Raw genomic sequence first — 20175 nt, 5'->3', positions numbered from 1 at the left:
CATTTTCATATGAATTCTAATAAGTTTACTATAAAATCTCAAGAAGTAATACAGGAAGCACAACACATTGCACTAAAGAACCATCAACAGTCTATTGAAAATGCACATATTTTGAAATCTATTTTAAAAATAGAGGAAAATATAATACCTTTTATCTTAAATAAATTAAAAGTCAACCGTCAGTCAATAATAACAGGATTAGACCGTATTATTTCTTCTTATCCAAAAATAATAAGTGGATCTTTTACTCAACATTTGAGTTCACATGTAACAAAAATGTTAAGTATAGCGGAAGATTATGCTAAAACATTAAAAGATGAATTCATTTCTGTAGAACATATTTTCTACGGAATTTTTATGAGTTCAGATAATGTTTCTCAAATACTTAAAAATCAGAAAATCACGGATAAAAAAATTAAAGATATAATTGAAAATATTAGAAAAAAAAGCGGAAATGTGATTTCTACTACAGCTGAAAACAGCTACAATGCTTTGGGCAAATATGCAAAAAATCTTAACGAATGGGCTAACAAAGGAAAATTAGATCCCGTTATTGGACGTGATGAAGAAATACGTAGAGTTTTGCAAATATTATCTAGAAGAACAAAAAATAATCCAATTTTAATTGGTGAACCAGGAGTAGGAAAGACAGCTATTGCTGAAGGATTAGCACATCGTATTATTAGTGGAGATATTCCGGAAAATTTAAGAAATAAACAAGTTTTTTCTTTAGATATGGCATCTTTAATTGCAGGAGCAAAATACAAAGGAGAATTTGAAGAACGTCTTAAAGCTGTCGTCAAAGAAGTCACATCTTCAGATGGAGAAATTATTTTGTTTATTGATGAGATCCATACCTTGGTTGGCGCAGGAGGAGGAGAAGGTTCTATGGATGCTGCAAATATTTTAAAACCAGCATTAGCAAGAGGAGAACTGAGGGCTATAGGTGCTACAACTTTAAATGAATATCAAAAATATTTTAGAGTAGATAAAGCTTTAGAAAGAAGGTTTCAACAAGTATACGTTGATGAACCTTCTGTTACTGACGCTGTATCCATTTTGCGTGGTATTAAAGAAAAATATGAGAGTCATCATAAAGTAAGAATTAAAGATGAGTCTATTATAGCAGCTGTAGAGTTGTCAAAACGTTATATTAATGAACGTTTTTTACCTGATAAAGCTATAGATCTTATCGACGAAGCTGCTTCAAAGTTAAGAATGGAAATTAATTCAAAACCAGAAGAATTAGATGTATTACAAAGAAAAATAATGCATATGGAAATACAAATGGAAGCTTTGAAAAGAGAAAATGATGAAAAACAGTTGATTCCTTTAAAAGATAAATTGTCCAAATTAAATGAAAAAAAAATGCAATTACAAGCTCAATGGCAAAGTGAAAAAGATTTAGTTGAAGGAATACAAAAATCTAAGGATAAAATAGAAAATTTTAAATTTGAAGCAGAACAAGCTGAAAGATCAGGAGATTATGGTAAAGTGGCAGAATTAAGATATGGAAAAATAAAAGAAGAGGAAAATAAAGTAAAAGCATTTAAAGAGAAATTAAAAAAACAGGAAGATAATGGAAAAAAAATGATACAAGAAGAAGTATATAAAGAAGATATAGCACAAGTAGTATCCAAATGGACTGGGATTCCCGTTACTAAAATGTTGCAAACTGAAAGAGAAAAATTATTGTTTCTAGAAAAAGAATTACACAGAAGAGTGATCGGACAAAATGATGCTATTCAATCTGTAGCAGATGCAATACGACGTTCTAGAGCTGGATTACAAGATGAAAAAAGACCTATAGGATCTTTTCTTTTTATGGGAAGCACTGGAGTAGGAAAAACAGAACTAGCTAAAACATTGGCAGAATATCTGTTTGATGATGAAAACAATATGGTTCGTATAGACATGAGCGAATATCAAGAACGTCATTCTGTCAGCAGGCTTATAGGAGCTCCTCCTGGATATATAGGTTATGATGAAAGTGGACAATTAACAGAATCTATACGAAGACGTCCTTATAGTGTTATTTTACTAGACGAAATAGAAAAAGCACATTCAGATGTTTTTAATATTCTTTTGCAAGTTTTGGATGATGGAAGATTGACAGATAATAAAGGAAGAACAGTTAATTTCACAAATACTATTATTATTATGACTTCCAATATAGGATCAGATATTATTCAGGAAAATTTAGATCAAGAAATATCTTCTAATAGAATGGAAGCTACAAAAAAAGCTTTAATAGATTTATTAAAAAATATTGTAAGACCTGAATTTATTAATCGTATTGATGAAATTATTTTGTTTCAACCTCTTTCTAGAAAAGAAATTAGAAGTATTGTCAAATTGCAAATGAAAAAATTAAGTGATTTACTTTTAAATAAGAAAAATGTTCATATAGAATCTACTCATGAAGCTATAGAATATTTATCGGAAAAAGGATACGATCCTCATTTTGGAGCTAGACCTTTAAAAAGAGTAATTCAAAATGAAATTTTAAATAATCTTTCCAAAGAAATTATTGGAGAAAAAATACAGAAAAATCATAAAATATTGATCGATTTTTTTAAAGAACAAGGAATTGTCTTTCGTCAATCAGAAAAATTAGAAAATGTTAATATTCAATAATAATAGTGATTTATAAATCTGGTTTTGTTAATATTATAGGATTTCCTAATACAGGAAAGTCTACCTTGATGAATTCTTTAGTAGGAGAAAGACTTTCCATTATAACATATAAACCACAAACTACTCGTCATAGAATATTGGGAATTATTAATGAATCGAATTTTCAGATCATATTTTCTGATACTCCAGGAATAATTCACCCTGTTTACCCTATGCAAAAAATTATGATGCAATATGTGGAAAAATCATTGGAAGATGCAGATATTATTTTGTTAATAACAGAAATAGGAAAACTAGAATACTTTCCAATATTCAATGAAATTAAAAAAAAGGCTCCCATTATTATATTGATTAATAAAATTGATAAAATAGGAATAAAATTCAAAGAAAATATATTATATCATGCAATTGATTATTGGCATAAATTATTTCCTAATTCAGAAATATTACCAATATCTGCATTAAAAAAAACCAATCAAGATCTTTTGATGAATAAAATTATAACTTTATTATCTGAACACCCTCCTTATTATCCCAAAGAATTTTTAAGTAATAGATCTAAACGTTTTTTTGTAAATGAAATAATTAGAGAAAAAATATTTTTTCTATACAAAAAAGAAATACCCTACTCAGTAGAAATAAATACAGTCCTTTTTAAAAAAGAAAAAACTTTCATAGATATATTATCTTGTGTATATGTAGAACGTAATTCTCAAAAAGGAATTTTAATTGGAAAGAGAGGAGAGACTCTTAAAAAATTGAAATTCTTTTCTGTAAAAAGCATAGAGTCTTTCTTGAAAAAAAAGATCAAATTAAAGCTTAATGTGAAAGTTTGTCCAAATTGGAGGCATGATTACAAAAAATTAAAATTTTTTGGATACTGAATTTATTCAATTTTTATGATGAAAAATTCTTTTTTTCCAAATTGGAGTAAAATGTACTTTTTTCCTATAATATTCTTTTTTTGGAGCAAAATATTTTCTTTTATTAGAATTTTATTTAAATAAATTGAATTTGATTTTAGAGCACGACTAGCCTCACTTTTAGAATAAAAAAATCCACTTTTTTTTAAAATATCTAATAAAAAAATTCCTTTTTCAAATTCTTCACAAGATAGAAGCATATGTGGAATTTGATTGTATATGGAAATGAAAGTTTCCTCATTTAATAATTGTAAAATTTTATTTTTTTTATTGAATAATATATGTGTGATTTTTATGATTTTTTCGGAAATTTCTTTTCCATGAACCCATTTCGTAATTTCATGAGCTAATTTCTTTTGTAAAAATCTTTTATTTGGATTTTTTCTATGTTGAATAATTAATTCATCAATTTTTTCTTTAGAAAAAAAAGTATATATTCTTATGTATTTTTCAATTTCAAAATCCGATATATTGATCCAAAACTGATAAAATTTATATGGAGAAGTTTTATTTTTATCCAACCATATATTTTCTCCTTTTTCACTTTTTCCAAATTTAATCCCATTCGGTTTTGTTATTAAAGGAAAAGTAAATCCATATGCTTTTTTTCCTGTTTTTTTTTTGATCAGTTCTATCCCTGTTGTTATATTTCCCCATTGATCAGATCCACCTATTTGTAATAAACAATTTTTCATTTGATTTAAATATAAAAAATCGTATCCTTGTATCAGAGAATAAGAAAATTCAGTAAAGGAAATTCCGTTTTTTTCATTATTAATTCTTTTCTTCACAGAATCTTTAGATATCATATAATTTACAGTAAAATATTTTCCAATTTCACGAATAAATTCCAAAAAAGAAACATTTTGAATCCAATCTAAATTATTTAATAATTCTATTTTTTCTGAATGGAACTTCATAAGTTTTATAACTTGATTTTTTATGAATTCTGTATTTTTTTGTAAAATTTCTTGACTAAGAAAAATCCTGTTATCTTTTCTCCCAGAAGGATCTCCTATAAAACCTGTAGCTCCCCCAATCAATGCTAAGGATTTATGTCCCATTTTTTGAAAATGAATGAGAATAATAATAGGAAGCAAACTTCCTAAGTGAAGAGAATCAGATGTCGGGTCAAAACCTGTATATATTGTGGTAGGTTTTTTTAATTGATTTTCTATACCAGAAACTTTATCTTTTATTAAACCTCTCCATGATAGTTCGTCAATGATATTTTGTTGCATGTATTAAAAGTGATATTATTTAATGAGAAAAAAGATTATAGGATATAATTCTTTCACTTTATTTTTTAGTTTAATGCACGTCATTTTTAATGCCGTTTTTTTCAGAATGGATTTTTTTTTCATATTAAGAATATATATCTTTTTGTTGCCTTTCAGTAGTTTTTTGTTTTTTATTTGTTTACTTGCAAGTATAAAAAAAACCAAATTAACTGTATGTGTTTATCTACTATGTGGTACAATTAAGTTATTTTTTTGTGTTTTTATTTTTGTATTCTTAATGATTGAATATGATGATTTTTCTAATTTATTAACAGCTTTTGCAAATTTCACTTTTTCATATTTTATGATTCTATTTTTTAGAATTTTTTTTCTATTGATGTAAAAAGAATTTATTTTTGAGGGTTATTTTTTAGAAACTTTTCTTTTATAATGACTTCTACTGGTTTATTCTCTATTTTAGAATTTAGCCAAGAAATAATATCTAGATATAGGAAAGTTCTCTTTTCATAAGGATGATCATAATATTTAATTAATTTATCTCTTAATTTTTTAAACTGACCTTTGATTTGATGTGGATATACATTTCCCAAATTTTTAAAAAAATGAATAATCTTTTTTTGCACAATATACCAATCGTCCATTTGAATAAAAAATTTGTATGCAGACTGAATCTTTTGATCCATATTTTCATCTAATCCACTTTCGTAACAAGCAATTAAATGTAGGAGTCTGGCAAAACATTGTAAATCTTGTCGTAAATTTTTTTTCTTATTTTCCATAATTTTTGACAAATATAGAATGGTTTTTTCATGATCTCCACTTCCGAAATATAAACAAGCAATTTTGTAATAAAGAACCATAATATAATGAGAATCTAAACGATTATGAATTTTTTTGAAATCCATAAATAATGATGGAATGACTTTTTTCACTCCTTCTGAAAAACTACCTTCCATATAATGTTTGTTAATACGATTAGTATATGTATACATAAAAATTAATATTCTGGTATTTCCATTTATAAGTATTTCTCCATTTTTGACTTCTTTTTCAAATTGCTTTAATACATTAGTAAACTTTGAGTAATGATTCAAATAAAATAAAGTATCTAATAAGTAATGATATCCTTTTAAGTAATTGACAGGAGCTATTTTCTTTTCTTTTGTATGATTTTGAAACAATTCTACCCATTTATAAGATGATCTATAGCACATAATAAAATCTTGTCGTATGTAATGATACCAAACTTGAGCCTGATATAGAAACAATTTTTCGTAAAAACTAAGTTTTTCAATATCAAATTTTGGAAGATTTGTACGAAAATATGTTTCTATAAATATTTTGTCTTTTTCATTTCTGACATATCCTACTTTTAAATATAAACCATATAATTCCAAAGAAAGGCTAGATAAAGCATTATTACATTGTATTTTTTCAATTAATTCTTTAGATTCTGCTGATAATTCTCCGGATCTAGAATAAAGACTTCTAGTTATATGTTGAGACTCTATCATTTTTTCAAACTCTACTAGTTCTAAAAGAATTGTGTTATATTCATAACATTTAGCAATAATTTTTGCTTTTCCTAATAATTTTAAACTTTGTATATATAAACCTTTGTTATACAATATTTTAGAAAAATCTAAATATTCACGTATTTGTATATCATAATTTTCTTCAGTGTGTTGTAACTTAAGACTAATCAAAATTTTCTTATATAAATTAGCTTTTACATTGGATAGTTGCACTTTGCTTATAGGTGATTTTAATATTTTTTTTTCATCATAAGAATTTATTTTGCTCATGATTTCAAAAAGTTTCATAAACTTGGCACATTTATTCTTTTTTATGCGACTAGCATAAAGTTTGAAATTTCTTTTTTCTGATTTTGACAAAGTTTGAATCAATAAAAGAAGATTATCTGATTTATTGTAGTTAGACATTGTAATTTTATAATAATATTTAGTTTGATAAATAGAAAAATATAGAATAATTTTATTAATTGAACATTGTAAGTATTAAAATAATTCATTTCTATTTCTTTCTTGGAAAAAATAGTTTTGAGATTATCAAATAATCCAATGGTATGGAAAAGAAAAGAATACAAATTTTTGATACAACTTTGCGAGATGGAGAACAGGTTCCTGGATGCAAATTAAATACTAAAGAAAAAATAAAAATAGCTAAAAGATTAGAATCTTTAGGAGTGGATGTTATTGAAGCAGGATTTCCTACTTCTAGTCCAGGAGACTATCAATCTGTTCAAGAAATCTGTAGATCAGTTTCAAAAACTGTAGTTTGTGCATTATCTAGAGCAGTAGAAAAAGATATAGAGATAGCAGGACAAGCGTTACAACATGCGAAAAGACCAAGGATTCATACGGGAATAGGAACCTCAAATTGTCATATACGTTATAAATTCAATAGCACTCCGGATAAAATTATAGAAAGAGCTATTCTTGCAGTAAAATATGCAAAGAGTTTTGTAGAAGATGTTGAATTTTATGCGGAAGATGCGGGGCGTACAGAAAATGAATTTTTGGCAAAAATATGTGAAAATGTGATAAAATATGGAGCTACGGTTATTAATATCCCTGATACTACAGGGTATTGTCTTCCGAAAGAATATGGAAATAAAATACGATTTTTAAAAGAGAATGTTAAAGGGATTCATAAAATTAAGTTATCTACTCATTGTCATAATGATTTGGGACTAGCTACGGCTAATTCTTTATCTGGAATAATGAATGGAGCAGAACAAGTGGAATGTACTATTAATGGGATTGGAGAAAGAGCTGGGAACACTTCTTTGGAAGAAATAGTTATGATTATGAAACAAAATTCTCATTTGAATTTATTTACTAATATAAATACAAAACTTATTTATTCCACAAGTCATCTAGTATCTGAATGTACAGGAATGAGAGTTCAAGCTAATAAGGCTATTGTAGGAATTAATGCTTTTTCTCATTCATCAGGAATTCATCAAGATGGAGTAATAAAAAAGAGGGAAACTTATGAAAGTATTAATCCAGAAGATGTTGGAATAGATCAATCTTCAATTATTCTAACAGCTAGAAGTGGTAGAGCCGCTTTGTCTTATCGTTATAAAAAATTGGGTCATTTTTTGAGTAAAAATTCTTTAGATTTGGTTTATTCTATTTTTTTAAAATATGCAGATGAAAAGAAAGAAATTACTGATATGGAATTAAGAACGATATTGAAAAAAGCTAATTTAAATGCAAATAATAAAATATTGCATTCTACTAATAATGCTAACAGAAGAATAAATGTTTTGTAAAAATGTCAAAATCATTATTTGATAAAATTTGGGAGTCTCATATAGTCAAAGAATTAGAAAACGGAATATATGTTATTTATGTTGATAGACATTATATACATGAAGTAACGAGTCCTCAAGCTTTTCTAGAATTAGAAAAAAGGAATTTTTCTGTTTTAAGACCTAAGAAAATTATAGCAACTGCGGATCATAACGTTCCTACAATAAATCAACATCTACCTGTTTTAGATTCTTTGTCTAGAAAACAAATCAATTTGTTAACAGATAATTGCCGAAAATTTGGAATCACGTTATATCAACTAGGTCATAAAAATAATGGAATAGTCCATGTGATTGGTCCTGAATTAGGTTATACTTTACCAGGGATGACAATAGTTTGTGGAGACAGTCACACTTCTACTCATGGGGCTTTTGGATGTATAGCTTTCGGAATTGGAACTAGTCAAGTAACCATGGTTATGGCTAGTCAATGTTTATTATTATCCAAACCGAAACAAATGAGAATTCAATTAAATGGAAATTTAAAGAGAGGAGTCACCCCAAAAGATGTCATTTTGTATATTATTTCAAAATTAGGAGTGGATGCGGGAATCGGTCATTTTATAGAATATACAGGATCTTCTATTCAAAAAATGAGCATGGAAGGAAGAATGACTATTTGTAATATGAGTATTGAAATGGGAGCAAAGGGAGGATTAATTGCTCCAGATCAAATTACTTTTGATTACATTAAAAAATGCAAATATTTCAAGAAATCAAAAGGGGATAAAATGATAGAATATTGGAAACATTTAATAACAGATGAGAATACAACATTTGATAAAGAGTATGTTTTTAATGTTGAAGAAATACAACCTATGATAACTTATGGAACAAATCCTGGTATGGCAATAAAAATTTCTGAATCTATTCCAAAATTAGAGACAGATCTAAAATCTTTAAATTATATGGGATTATCTAATGTAGATTCTTTAATAGGAAAAAAAATTGATTATATCTTTATAGGAAGTTGCACTAATTCTAGAATAGAAGATTTAAGATTAGTTGCTTCTATAGTAAAAGGGAAAAAGAAAGCGAATCATGTTCGTGTAATGATAGTTCCTGGGTCAAATCAAGTTGTTAAACAAGCTAAAGAAGAAGGATTAGATAGAATTTTTAAAAGTTGTGGATTTGAATTTCGTCAACCAGGATGTTCTGCTTGTTTGGGAATGAATGAGGATAAAATTCCTTCAGGAGAATATTGTGTTTCTACATCTAATAGAAACTTTGAAGGAAGACAGGGCCCAGGATCTAGAACTTTATTAGCAAGTCCTTTAACAGCTGCTGTTATAGCTATTGAAGGAAAAATTGTAGATGTAAATAAATATATTCATGAGAAAATTTACGATGTTAACTAGCCAAGCAATTCCATTGCCTATAGAGGACATAGATACAGATCAGATTATTCCAGCTCGTTTTTTAAAAGAAATTAAACGTGAAGAATGTGGGAAAAACCTTTTTATAGATTGGCGTTATAGAAAAGATGGATCTTTAAATGAAGATTTCATATTAAATAATTCTAATTTTAGTGGAAAAATCCTTTTATCAGGAAGAAATTTTGGTTGCGGGTCCAGTCGAGAACATGCAGCATGGGCTATTTACGATTATGGATTTAAAGTTGTAATATCTAGTTTTTTTGCTGATATTTTTAGAGAAAATGCATTGAACAATGGATTACTAACTGTAGAAGTTTCTGAAAATTTTTTGAAAATATTGTTTGAAACAATTGGAAAAAATCCGAAAATTAAAATAAAAGTTGATTTAATCAATCAAAAGGTCTCAATAATGGAAACAGGAGAATTTGATAAATTTTATATGCATCCATACAAAAAAAATTGTTTTTTAAATGGTTATGATGATATAGATTTTCTAGTTTCCATAAGAAAAGATGTAGAAAATTTTGAAAAAAATAGAAAAAATATTCTATGAAAAAAAATATTTCTGTAATAGAAGGAGATGGAATAGGTCCTGAAATCATGAAACAAACAATAAAAGTTTTAAACTCTATAGCAAAAAAATATAATCATGATTTTTATTATCATAAAACTATAGCTGGATCTATAGCCATAGAAAAATTTGGAGATCCAATGCCGGAAAAAACTATAGATACTTGTTTAAAATCAGATGCTGTTTTATTTGGTTGTATAGGAGACGAAAAATATGATCATAATCCAAGAGGGAAAAGGCCTGAAGATGGATTATTAAAATTAAGAAAAAGAATGAATTTATATTGCAATATTCGTCCTATAATGGTTTATTCAGAAGTTAATAAATCACCTATAAAAAAGGAACTATTGGATGGGGTTGATTTTATAATATACCGTGAATTGACAGGAGGAATTTATTTTGGAGAAAAAGGTCGTTCTAAAAATGGAGAAGAAGCTTATGATTATTGTTTTTATTCAAAAAAAGAAATTGAAAGAGTTGGAGAGATGGCTTTTAAAGCAGCTCTTTATCGACGAAAAAAAAAAGTAACATTAGTGGATAAAGCAAATGTATTAGAAACTTCCAGATTATGGAGAGAAGTTATTCGAAAAATAGCATTGGATTATCCAAGTGTAAATCTGGATTTTTTGTATATAGATAATGCTGCTATGCAAATTATTATGAATCCTAGAAGATTTGATGTTATTCTAACAGATAACATGTTTGGAGATATTCTTTCAGACGAGTCTAGTGTAATTACAAGTTCTTTAGGATTATTGCCTTCAGCTTCTATAGGAAATCATAAATCTATGTTTGAACCCATACATGGATCTTACCCCCAAGCGAAGGGAAAAAATATAGCAAATCCTTTGGGATGTATTCTTTCAGGGGCTATGATGTTAGAATATTTTGGAATGCATAAAGAAAAAAATCTTTTAGAAAAAGCTGTGAGAAAATCTATTGAAGAGAAAGTATGTACACCAGATATTATCGAATCAGAGTTTTTTTCAACCACTGAAGAAGTGGGAAATTATATAGAAAAATATATTCAAAATCAATAAATTTTTTCTATAATTGGCTTTTTTGGATCTAATATTTCTAATATCCTTTTAATAAGAAATGGAAGAAAATTTTTTTTATAATCTTCGTACGTAATATTTATTTTTTTTTTCTGAAAAAAATTTATAGGAATTTTCGATATTTCTCCGTTCTTTTCAGGGGAAAGAATTCCTATGGAAGGAGGTCTTTTTTTATTTCCAAAAAAAATAGGGGATTTAAACCACAAATAAACATAAATAAGTAATTGCATAGTATTGGCATAATTTGGATCATGAAAAATGTTTTCAATATTTCTTAGAGAAACATTCATTTCTTTAATTTTTTGAAATCCTATTTTGTAATCAAGAATACGAGGAACACCATCATATTCATCTATACGATCGATGATTCCATGTAGATTTACTTGTTTTGATCCTACATTTAATATTGCAGAAACTTTGCATTCTATTTCTTTCACAAAGATTTTGTGTCCATTTTGAATGCATTTTTCATCCCATGAAATAAAATTTTCTATATAAGTTTTTATTATACAATAAAATAACATGTTTTTTCCTTCAATCGTTTTTTGTTTTTCTAAAAGAACTTTTTTAACAATAGATTCAGAAATTTTTTTCATATTGTGAATACAATTAATTGTTATAAAATTTTCTCTTATGGGATAATATAAAATTTTTAATATCTGATGAATGACTTTTCCTACTTTTTTCTTAAAGGAAATTTCTTCTGGATCATTTAAACTAAGTATTTTTTTGTAATAAAATAAAAGAGGGTTGTAATTATATAAATGAATAGAAGAAGGAGATAGTCCTTGAACAATTAATTCATGCAAACGATAAATGATAGGTTTTGTTTTTTCAATTACAATAGGGACTTTTAGTAAGTTGATAGGAATAAATGGATTGTTTATTTTTTCTGTTGATATTTTATAATTCATTTCCATTTGATGTAGAAAACGACTTTTTTCTCCAGAATTAATTTCATCTGGTTGATTTTTATATATTAAATATGTTTCTGCAGAAGATTGAAAAATTCTTATAAAATGATGAAAATAAACATCATTATTAAAATCTTTATTATTAAAATCCTTCATTTTTAATCCTTGACGAAGATCAAAAGGAATAAAAGAATAGTTTTTTTCATGATTTTTTGGAGGAATAATTCCTTCATTAAAAGAGGTAATGATCACTACATCGAAATTTTTAAAAAAAATATCCATAAAACCTGTTATGTATAACCCTCTTTTATTTTTATGTATATATCGTATACTTTTTGTTTTCACGAATTGTTCATATATATTAAAAACGTCGTTTATTCCGAAAAATAAATTTTTCTTCTTTCTAACTATTATTTTTAGTTTGTAGATATAAACTTCTAGTTTAAAAAGAAATTTTAATTCTATAAAATGTTTATTCATATTTGAAAAAAGCATTTTTTTTAATTTTCTGATAAAACCAATAAGACTTAGAAGAATAATTCTTGTGTTGTGAGTTGAAATTTGAAAAATGATCCATAAATCATTTTTTAGTAGATATTTTTTTATGAAATCTTCGGAAATAAAATCTGAATCGTTTTCAGTTTTCAATATTTTTAATAAAGAATTTTTTTTAAGAAAAAACTTTTGAATATATCCATCAGACAGAACTCTAATAACATCTTTTTTAGTGAATTTGTTAAATTTCTCTTTTCTTAATAATAATTGGAATATGGAATAAAAAGTATAATAAATAGGAATATTTTTGAAGGAGTAATCTATATTTATAGATATGTTTACTCCTAATTTTTTCATAGAATCTAACAACGGTATAAATAAACATTTATCTCCTGGTATTATGAGTATACTGTAGGGTTTTTTTCCTTTTTTGAGCAATTTGTATACTATATTTTCTACAATCTTTACTTGTTCTATTTCTTTTGAAACTTCAATTACTTTTAAATTATTAAATCTTTTATGTGTCTTATAAATTTTATTTTGATTTTTAGATTCAAGGATATTTTTTTGGATCTTATTTTCATATTCATATAAGTTATAGACTAATCCATGACTATATTGAATGATTTTTTGAACAAAAATTTTTTCACATTTATTCAATATAAGATCTATAAACAACAAAATTTTTGTACGTGAATTTTCAGATAAAAAAAAACCAAAACGAGAAATAGCTATTTTGAAAAGCATTCCTTGATAAGTGATTCCTTTTTTTAAAAGTTGAGATTGCAGTGTATAATAATATTCATGAATCTTTTCCCAAAAAAGAAATTTTTCTTGTTCTAAAATATTAAAATTCCACTTTTTTATTTTTTCTGTAGAGATAATAGAAGAAAAAAAGCGTTCCACATCAATCATATTGATATCTATATTTTGAAAGTCGTTCAATATTTTAGGGCCCCAATTAAAAAAATTATTGAAATTTTTCTCTAAAAAATCATCTTTTTTTAAGATAGAAAAGAAATAAAGAAGAATAAAATGATTGTCTAAAATTTTTAATCCGGAAATTTTTTCGAAAAATTTTTCAATTGTAAAAAATTCAGTCTCTAAGCTAAATTTTGATTTATATTTATTTTTTATATATTCTATAACAGGATCTTCTTTTGATATTAATATATATTTCTGATTCTTTTTTTTTGACAATAATAGGTGTTGAATGATTTGATCAATTTTTTTTTTCACAAGAAAAAAATTTTTTAATATTTATTTCATCTTTTCTAAGATGTTCTTTTAATTCTTGAAGTGTGTTAAACTTTTTTTCTTCTCGAATCATATGAATTATTAAAACATCTATTTTTTTTCCATAAATTTTTTCAAAAAAATCAAAAATATGTACTTCTATATTGATTTTTTGATTTTTTGGATTAATAGTAGGATTAACTCCTATATTTAACATTCCTCGATAAATATTATCCATATAATTAATTTTCACAGCATAAACTCCATTTTTTGGGATTAATTTTTTTGAATCTACTTGTAGATTTGCAGTTGGAAAATCAATAGTGTTCCCTATTCCTTTTCCTTTTATTACATTACCGGATAATGTATAAAAAGACCCCAGTGCTTTGTTTGCCCATTGTATATTTCCTAGTAAAATAGATTTTCTAATATCGGTAGAACTAATTATTTTTTTGTTAAATATATATGGTTCAACCTTTATCAGGTTAAATCCGTAAATATGAGAGAATTTTTTTAATTTTTCGTGAGAACCATCTCTATTTTTTCCAATATGAGAATCATATCCAGTAATAATTTCTTTGATTCTAAATTTAGAATGTAAAATTTTTTTGAAAAAGTTTTTTGTACTTAATTTTGAAAAATTTATAGTAAAAGGATGAATAATCAAATGTTTTACTCCTAATTTTTTCAAATTATATATCCTTTCAGGAAGAGTGTTTAAATAGAAAAATTTTTTACCAGGATTTAATATTTCTTTTGGATGTGGATAAAAAGTAAGCAAAACGGGACAATACTTTTTTTCAGATCTAAAAATTAGATTTTGAATTATTTTTTGATGTCCCATATGAACCCCATCAAAAACTCCAAGAGTCAATATACATGGAGAAAAAGAAGAAAATTCATCAATAAATGAATAAATTTTCAAAATTTTTGTCTTTTTTCTCTTACATTTACAAATACAAAGATACTGAATTTATATTTTTATGATTTTTTAATCAAAAGGGATTGCATGATGCATAAGAAAAAAATAAAGGGGATAATTACTCAAATTATAGGACCTATTATTGATGTTTCTTTTAAAAACAGTGAGACACTTCCTAAAATTTACGATGCTTTGGAAGTCAATTTATCAAAAAAAAACAAAATAGTTTTAGAAGTTCAACAACATATTGGGGACAAAAATGTTCGTTGCATCTCTATGGAAGTAACAGATGGATTGCAAAGAGGACTAGAAGTAAATGGATTAGGAAAACCAATTAGCGTTCCTGTAGGGGGATCCATCAATGGTAGAGTTTTTAATGTTTTGGGAGATTGCATAGATGGATTAGGAGATATAGATAAATCTATAACTAGACCTATTCACAGCGATCCTCCAGCATTTAAAGACTTATCAACAGAAACAGAAATATTGTATACAGGGATTAAAGTTATTGATTTAATAGAGCCTTATCCAAAAGGAGGAAAGATTGGTTTATTTGGTGGGGCAGGTGTAGGAAAAACTGTTCTAATACAAGAATTAATCAATAATGTAGCGAAAGGACATGGAGGAAGATCTGTTTTTGCGGGAGTAGGAGAAAGATCTAGAGAAGGAAATGATTTATTAAGAGAAATGTTAGAATCTGGAATTATAAAATATGGAGATTCTTTCATGAAATCCATGAAAAAAGGATATTGGGATCTTTCCAAAGTAGATAAAGATGCACTTAAGCAATCTAAAGCAGCTTTTGTCTTTGGTCAAATGAATGAGCCTCCCGGAGCTAGAGCTAGAGTCGCCTTATCTGGATTAACATTAGCTGAATATTATAGAGATCAATATGTAGAAGGAAAAGAAGGACAAGATGTCTTGTTTTTTATAGACAATATATTTAGATTTACTCAGGCAGGATCAGAAGTTTCAGCATTATTAGGAAGGATTCCTTCATCTGTAGGATATCAGCCAACTTTATCATCAGAAATGGGTTCTATGCAGGAAAGAATTACTTCAACGAAAAAAGGATCCATTACTTCAGTACAAGCTGTTTATGTTCCTGCAGATGATTTAACAGATCCAGCTCCTGCTATTACATTTTCTCATTTAGATGCAACAACAGTTCTTTCCAGAAAAATAGCATCTTTAGGAATCTATCCTGCAGTAGATCCTTTGGATTCTACTTCTCGTATTTTGTCTCCGGATATAATAGACAAAGATCATTATAATTGCGCACAACGCGTTAAAGAAATTTTACAAAAATATAATTCTTTACAAGATATTATAGCTATTCTAGGAATAGAAGAATTAAGTGAAGAAGATAAATTAATAGTTTCCAGGGCTAGACGTGTTCAGCGTTTTTTATCTCAACCATTTCATGTTGCAAAACAGTTTACAGGGATTGAAGGGATTTTTGTAAAAATTGAGGATACAATCAAAGGATTCAATATGATAATAAATGGTGAGTTAGATCACATTCCAGAAACAGCCTTTAATCTAAAAGGAACGATTGAACAAGTAATAGAAACTGGAAAAAAAATGATAACTTATGAAAGTAAAAATTCTTGATTGTGATCATATATTATATCAAGGAAATATAATTTCCATTACAGCTCCTGGCTTATGTGGATATTTTCAACTATTAGAAAATCATGATTATTTTATATCCATATTAAAAAATGGGGTCATCAAATTATATATTGATGAAAAAAATAGAAAAAAAATAAAAATAAAAAGTGGACTTTTGAAAGTTAAAAATAATTCAATTATTGTTATTTTATAATGATTTTGATGATTTATAAGAACTGAGTTTCATGTACTCTTTTCTATTTTTAAATATTTTTATAGCGCTAAAAATAGCTTCTTCAAAAGAATTTTGATTAGCAATTCCTTTTTTAGCTATATCATAGGCAACACCGTGATCTGGAGAAGTTCGTACGTGGGAAAGACCTGCTGTAAAATTCACACCGTGATTAAAAGTTAATGTTTTAAAAGGAATTAATCCTTGGTCATGATACATAGCTAAAACAGCATCAAAATTACGGTAGAGTTGATTTCCAAAAAAACTGTCTGAAGAATAAGGGCCAAAAACCAGCCATCCTTTTTTTTGAAATAAACAATCAACAGCAGGTTTAATTTTTGTTTTTTCTTCATCTCCTGTTAATCCATTATCACTTGAATGAGGGTTACATCCTAAAACTGCGATTTTTGGTTTTTCTATAGAAAAATCAATAATAAGGGATTGATGTAGAATTTTTATTGATTTTATTATTTTTTTTATGTTTAATTCTGAAGAGACTTTTTTTAAAGGCAAATGATTAGTTACTAAAGCTATTTTCAAAATATCATGAATCATTATCATTAGGGATTCTCCTTCCAAAACATTTTGTAAATATTCAGTATGTCCAAAAAATGAGAAACCTTTCAAATTCATATATTTTTTGTTGACTGGAGCTGTTACAAGTACGTCAATTTTTCCTTCTTTTAAAGCTTTCACAGCTTTTTTTAAAGATAAAATAGGATATTTTCCTGAATCTGGATGATTGATTTTTATAGAATCAAACTTGGGTTCTTCTTTCCATATATTGAATACATTGATTTTGTAATCAATAATTTCTTTAAAATTTTTTACTTCTCGGATATGATTTATCTCCAGATTTAAGATTTTATTATAATAAGAACATAATTTAGTAGATCCAAATAATATTGGTGTAAAAAAATCTAGAAGTCTTTTTTTACGACATACTTTTAAAAAAATCTCTATCCCTATTCCGTGAATGTCCCCTGTGGTAACTCCCACTCTAATTTTTTTTTTTCTATAATTCATTTAATATTTAATTTGATAAAAATTATAAATAATTATGTTTACTGGTATTGTAGAATGTACAACAAAAGTATATCAATTCAATCGTGATAAAAATAATCTTTGTATTACTTTCATTAATCCATTTTTAGATGAAATTAGAATAAATGAAAGTGTTTGTCATAATGGAATATGTTTTACTATTATAGATATTAATGAAAAAACTTATTCAGTTATAGCTTCTGAAGAAACTTTTTTATGTACTAATTTAAATTTTTTAAAAATTAAAGATGAAGTAAATCTAGAAAGAGGATTAATGATGTTTGAAAGATTAAATGGACATGTAGTACAAGGACATGTAGATACAACTGCTGAAATTATTCAAATAGAAAATAGAAATGGTAGTTGGATATTTTTTTTTAGATCTAAAAAAAAATTAAATCACACAGTTGTAGAAAAAGGATCCATTGCTATAAATGGAATAAGTCTTACTATTAGAACATGTAATCACTATATATTTAGCGTTTCCATTATTCCTTATACTTATAAGAAAACAAATTTTAACCTTATGAAAGTAGGAGATATTGTGAATGTAGAGTTTGATATATTAGGAAAATATATTAGTAAATATATCAGTAATTATAATGATATGTTTATTCTAAAATAGGTTCTCCAGATGAAATATTTTTGTCTGTATATTTTTTGTACATATTAAAATGGTTAATAAATTTTCTAGCAAGTGTTTTGACTTGATATTGATATATTTTTTCATTTTTCCATGAATTTTTTGGATTTAATATATGAGAAGATATTCCTGGACAATATTTTGGGATTTTAAAATTAAAAATTGGATATTTTTCGTAAGGGACCTCTAATAAAAAACCATCTAAAGCACTTTTTACTATTTTTCGAGTATCATTTAATTTGATACGATATCCGGATGAATATCCTCCTGATATTAATCCTGTATTAACCATCCAAACATTTATTTTAGTGTTCTCTAATCTTTTCATTAGCATATTTGTGTATTGAACAGGATGTAAAGGCATGAACGGAGCTCCAAAACAAGAAGAAAAAGTAGCTTTCGGGTTAACTATATTTAGTTCAGTTCCAGCAACTTTAGATGTATATCCTAATAAAAAATAATAAGAAGATTGTGCTCTATTTAATTTAGCTATGGGTGGTAAAACACCAAAAGCATCATATGTAAGAAAAAAAATATTTTTGATATTAGAAGATAATAATTTTTTCTCAATATTATTTACAAAATGAATAGGATAGCTTATCCTAATATTTTGAGTAATAGAATCATCTAAAAAATCAACTTCTTTGGTTTCTTTTTTTAAAATGACATTTTCTAACATAGCTCCTTTTTTTATAGCATGATATATCATAGGTTCTTTTTCGCTAGAAATACCTAATATTTTTGCATAACATCCTCCTTCAAAATTAAAAATGATGTTATCATAAGTCCATCCATGTTCATCATCTCCCACCAAATTTCTGTTGATATCATTGGATATAGTCGTTTTTCCTGTTCCAGATAATCCAAAAAAAAGAGCTGTATCTTTTTCATATTTTCCTACATTTGCAGAACAATGCATGGGGAATACATTTTTGTATACAGGTAGTATGAAATTTAGGACAGAAAAGATAGATTTTTTTATTTCTCCTGTATATCCTGACCCTCCAATCAAAACTATTTTTTTGGAAAAATTCAATATAGAAAAATTTTTTTTACGTGTTCCATCTTCCATAGGATCAGCTTGAAATCCTGGAGCACAAAATAATAACCAATCTGGTAAAATTTTACCAATCTTTGGAATCCTTAGGAAAAGATTATGAATAAATAAATCGGACCATGGATATTCACTAATAGAACGAACATTAAACTGATAACGTTTATCAGAACAAAGATATCCATCCCTAATGTATAATGTTTTTCCAGATAAGTATCGAACTACTTTTCGATATAAATGATCAAATTTTTCTGGATTAAAAGATCGATTAAATTTCTCATCCCACCAAACTTTTTTTTCTGTGACACTGTCCTTTACAATAAATCTATCTTCAGGGGATCTTCCAGTGAATAAACCAGTATTTATTGCTAAAACTCCTGATTTAGTTTCTACACCCATTCCGTTTTGAATAATTATGTTTTGTAATTCATAAGGATTTAACTGATAATAGTCATAAGAATTCAATATTCCGTAATTTTCTAGAGAAAGAGGCATCATATATTCTTCTGTGATTTCTGTAATTATATACTATTTCTGCATATAGCAAATTTATATATGATTTACAAAAGTTTACTAATTTTGTACAATAAAAAAAATTATGATCCTATGTCTGACATTGCATCCAGAGTCAATGCTCTTATTGTAGATAAATTAAGTGTAGATGAAAGCGAAATTGTTCCTACTGCTAGTTTCACTAATGATTTAGGAGCAGATTCCTTAGATATAGTAGAACTTATCATGGAATTTGAAAAAGAATTTAACATTAGTATTTCTGATGAAAAGGCAGAAAAAATAACAACAGTAGGCGAAGCCATACAGGCTATAGAAGATCTTTTAATTGATAAGAATATTGATAAAAAAATCTGATTAGCATT

Annotated in this window: 16 protein-coding genes; 10 read left to right on the top strand and 6 right to left on the bottom strand. The window is 26.5% G+C overall.

The features are described from left to right. Positions 1 to 9: 9 nt before the first annotated feature. Together clpB and era are read left to right on the top strand one after the other, a co-directional pair. Positions 10 to 2637: an ATP-dependent chaperone ClpB gene (gene clpB, locus H0H47_RS02890; protein WP_185865979.1), complete on the top strand. Its 2628-nt coding sequence runs from the start codon at positions 10 to 12 to the stop codon at positions 2635 to 2637. Between the two features lie 5 nt (positions 2638 to 2642). Next, positions 2643 to 3521, top strand: a complete 879-nt coding sequence (gene era / locus H0H47_RS02885; RefSeq protein ID WP_185865978.1) for a GTPase Era — start codon at positions 2643 to 2645, stop codon at positions 3519 to 3521. A gap of 2 nt (positions 3522 to 3523) precedes the next feature. Here the strand turns inward: era and tyrS are convergent, their stop codons facing one another. Together tyrS and H0H47_RS02875 are read right to left on the bottom strand one after the other, a co-directional pair. Further along, positions 3524 to 4801 (bottom strand): tyrosine--tRNA ligase, encoded by a 1278-nt coding sequence (tyrS, locus tag H0H47_RS02880; RefSeq protein WP_185865977.1) that lies wholly within the window; start codon positions 4799 to 4801, stop codon positions 3524 to 3526. Between the two features lie 389 nt (positions 4802 to 5190). Further along, entirely contained in the window at positions 5191 to 6744 is a 1554-nt protein-coding gene (locus H0H47_RS02875) for a hypothetical protein (protein ID WP_185865976.1), read from the bottom strand. Positions 6745 to 6887: 143 nt separating this feature from the next. Here H0H47_RS02875 and H0H47_RS02870 point away from each other — a divergent pair, with 143 nt between their 5' ends. The 4 genes from H0H47_RS02870 to leuB are packed head-to-tail and all read left to right on the top strand — an operon-like array spanning position 6888 to position 11128. Next, complete coding sequence (locus H0H47_RS02870) at positions 6888 to 8102, top strand: 2-isopropylmalate synthase (RefSeq protein WP_185865975.1); 1215 nt, start codon at positions 6888 to 6890, stop codon at positions 8100 to 8102. A gap of 2 nt (positions 8103 to 8104) precedes the next feature. Beyond that, on the top strand, positions 8105 to 9499 hold the full coding sequence (gene leuC / locus H0H47_RS02865; RefSeq protein WP_185865974.1) for a 3-isopropylmalate dehydratase large subunit: 1395 nt from the start codon (positions 8105 to 8107) through the stop codon (positions 9497 to 9499). Next, positions 9474 to 10070: a 3-isopropylmalate dehydratase small subunit gene (gene leuD, locus H0H47_RS02860; protein WP_185865973.1), complete on the top strand. Its 597-nt coding sequence runs from the start codon at positions 9474 to 9476 to the stop codon at positions 10068 to 10070. Before leuC ends, leuD begins: the two co-directional genes overlap by 26 nt. Beyond that, positions 10067 to 11128 carry a 3-isopropylmalate dehydrogenase gene (leuB, locus tag H0H47_RS02855; RefSeq protein ID WP_185865972.1) on the top strand — a complete coding sequence of 354 codons (1062 nt, stop codon included), beginning with the start codon at positions 10067 to 10069 and terminating at the stop codon, positions 11126 to 11128. The genes leuD and leuB overlap by 4 nt, the downstream gene beginning before the upstream one ends. Here the strand turns inward: leuB and H0H47_RS02850 are convergent. Then, complete coding sequence (locus H0H47_RS02850) at positions 11122 to 13794, bottom strand: PD-(D/E)XK nuclease family protein (protein WP_185865971.1); 2673 nt, start codon at positions 13792 to 13794, stop codon at positions 11122 to 11124. The genes leuB and H0H47_RS02850 overlap by 7 nt on opposite strands. Beyond that, positions 13778 to 14716, bottom strand: coding sequence for a bifunctional riboflavin kinase/FAD synthetase (locus tag H0H47_RS02845; protein ID WP_185865970.1), 939 nt, complete (start codon positions 14714 to 14716; stop codon positions 13778 to 13780). Before H0H47_RS02845 ends, H0H47_RS02850 begins: the two co-directional genes overlap by 17 nt. A gap of 87 nt (positions 14717 to 14803) precedes the next feature. Between H0H47_RS02845 and atpD the strand changes: the two genes are divergently transcribed. Together atpD and H0H47_RS02835 are read left to right on the top strand one after the other, a co-directional pair. Beyond that, entirely contained in the window at positions 14804 to 16327 is a 1524-nt protein-coding gene (atpD, locus tag H0H47_RS02840; RefSeq protein WP_185866316.1) for a F0F1 ATP synthase subunit beta, read from the top strand. Continuing rightward, complete coding sequence (locus H0H47_RS02835) at positions 16308 to 16541, top strand: F0F1 ATP synthase subunit epsilon (protein WP_185865969.1); 234 nt, start codon at positions 16308 to 16310, stop codon at positions 16539 to 16541. The genes atpD and H0H47_RS02835 overlap by 20 nt, the downstream gene beginning before the upstream one ends. On the opposite strand, the gene pdxA is transcribed toward H0H47_RS02835, so the two are convergent. Then, positions 16536 to 17585, bottom strand: coding sequence for a 4-hydroxythreonine-4-phosphate dehydrogenase PdxA (pdxA, locus tag H0H47_RS02830; RefSeq protein ID WP_185865968.1), 1050 nt, complete (start codon positions 17583 to 17585; stop codon positions 16536 to 16538). The two genes, H0H47_RS02835 and pdxA, sit on opposite strands and share 6 nt — an antisense overlap. 34 nt (positions 17586 to 17619) lie before the next feature. Here pdxA and H0H47_RS02825 point away from each other — a divergent pair, with 34 nt between their 5' ends. Next, positions 17620 to 18228, top strand: coding sequence for a riboflavin synthase (locus H0H47_RS02825; RefSeq protein ID WP_185865967.1), 609 nt, complete (start codon positions 17620 to 17622; stop codon positions 18226 to 18228). On the opposite strand, the gene H0H47_RS02820 is transcribed toward H0H47_RS02825, so the two are convergent. Continuing rightward, positions 18215 to 19798 (bottom strand): phosphoenolpyruvate carboxykinase (ATP), encoded by a 1584-nt coding sequence (locus tag H0H47_RS02820; protein WP_185865966.1) that lies wholly within the window; start codon positions 19796 to 19798, stop codon positions 18215 to 18217. The genes H0H47_RS02825 and H0H47_RS02820 overlap by 14 nt on opposite strands. A gap of 108 nt (positions 19799 to 19906) precedes the next feature. Here H0H47_RS02820 and H0H47_RS02815 point away from each other — a divergent pair, with 108 nt between their 5' ends. Further along, positions 19907 to 20167: an acyl carrier protein gene (locus tag H0H47_RS02815; RefSeq protein WP_185866315.1), complete on the top strand. Its 261-nt coding sequence runs from the start codon at positions 19907 to 19909 to the stop codon at positions 20165 to 20167. The last annotated feature ends 8 nt before the right edge of the window (positions 20168 to 20175 follow it).

This window comes from Blattabacterium cuenoti (assembly GCF_014252075.1).
In the GTDB taxonomy this organism is placed as follows: Bacteria; Bacteroidota; Bacteroidia; order Flavobacteriales; family Blattabacteriaceae; genus Blattabacterium; species Blattabacterium cuenoti_AC.
Note: the sequence above shows the minus strand (reverse complement) of the source record. Positions and strands in the feature narration are given on the sequence as shown.

Bases quoted from the DNA above. Each gene is read 5' to 3' on its own strand.
- clpB (WP_185865979.1), top strand. From the start codon at position 10: ATGAATTCTAATAAGTTTACTATAAAATCTCAAGAAGTAATACAGGAA.
- tyrS (WP_185865977.1), bottom strand. From the start codon at position 4,801: ATGCAACAAAATATCATTGACGAACTATCATGGAGAGGTTTAATAAAA.
- H0H47_RS02875 (WP_185865976.1), bottom strand. From the start codon at position 6,744: ATGTCTAACTACAATAAATCAGATAATCTTCTTTTATTGATTCAAACT.
- H0H47_RS02870 (WP_185865975.1), top strand. From the start codon at position 6,888: ATGGAAAAGAAAAGAATACAAATTTTTGATACAACTTTGCGAGATGGA.
- leuC (WP_185865974.1), top strand. From the start codon at position 8,105: ATGTCAAAATCATTATTTGATAAAATTTGGGAGTCTCATATAGTCAAA.
- leuD (WP_185865973.1), top strand. From the start codon at position 9,474: ATGAGAAAATTTACGATGTTAACTAGCCAAGCAATTCCATTGCCTATA.
- leuB (WP_185865972.1), top strand. From the start codon at position 10,067: ATGAAAAAAAATATTTCTGTAATAGAAGGAGATGGAATAGGTCCTGAA.
- atpD (WP_185866316.1), top strand. From the start codon at position 14,804: ATGCATAAGAAAAAAATAAAGGGGATAATTACTCAAATTATAGGACCT.
- H0H47_RS02835 (WP_185865969.1), top strand. From the start codon at position 16,308: ATGAAAGTAAAAATTCTTGATTGTGATCATATATTATATCAAGGAAAT.
- pdxA (WP_185865968.1), bottom strand. From the start codon at position 17,585: ATGAATTATAGAAAAAAAAAAATTAGAGTGGGAGTTACCACAGGGGAC.
- H0H47_RS02825 (WP_185865967.1), top strand. From the start codon at position 17,620: ATGTTTACTGGTATTGTAGAATGTACAACAAAAGTATATCAATTCAAT.
- H0H47_RS02820 (WP_185865966.1), bottom strand. From the start codon at position 19,798: ATGATGCCTCTTTCTCTAGAAAATTACGGAATATTGAATTCTTATGAC.
- H0H47_RS02815 (WP_185866315.1), top strand. From the start codon at position 19,907: ATGTCTGACATTGCATCCAGAGTCAATGCTCTTATTGTAGATAAATTA.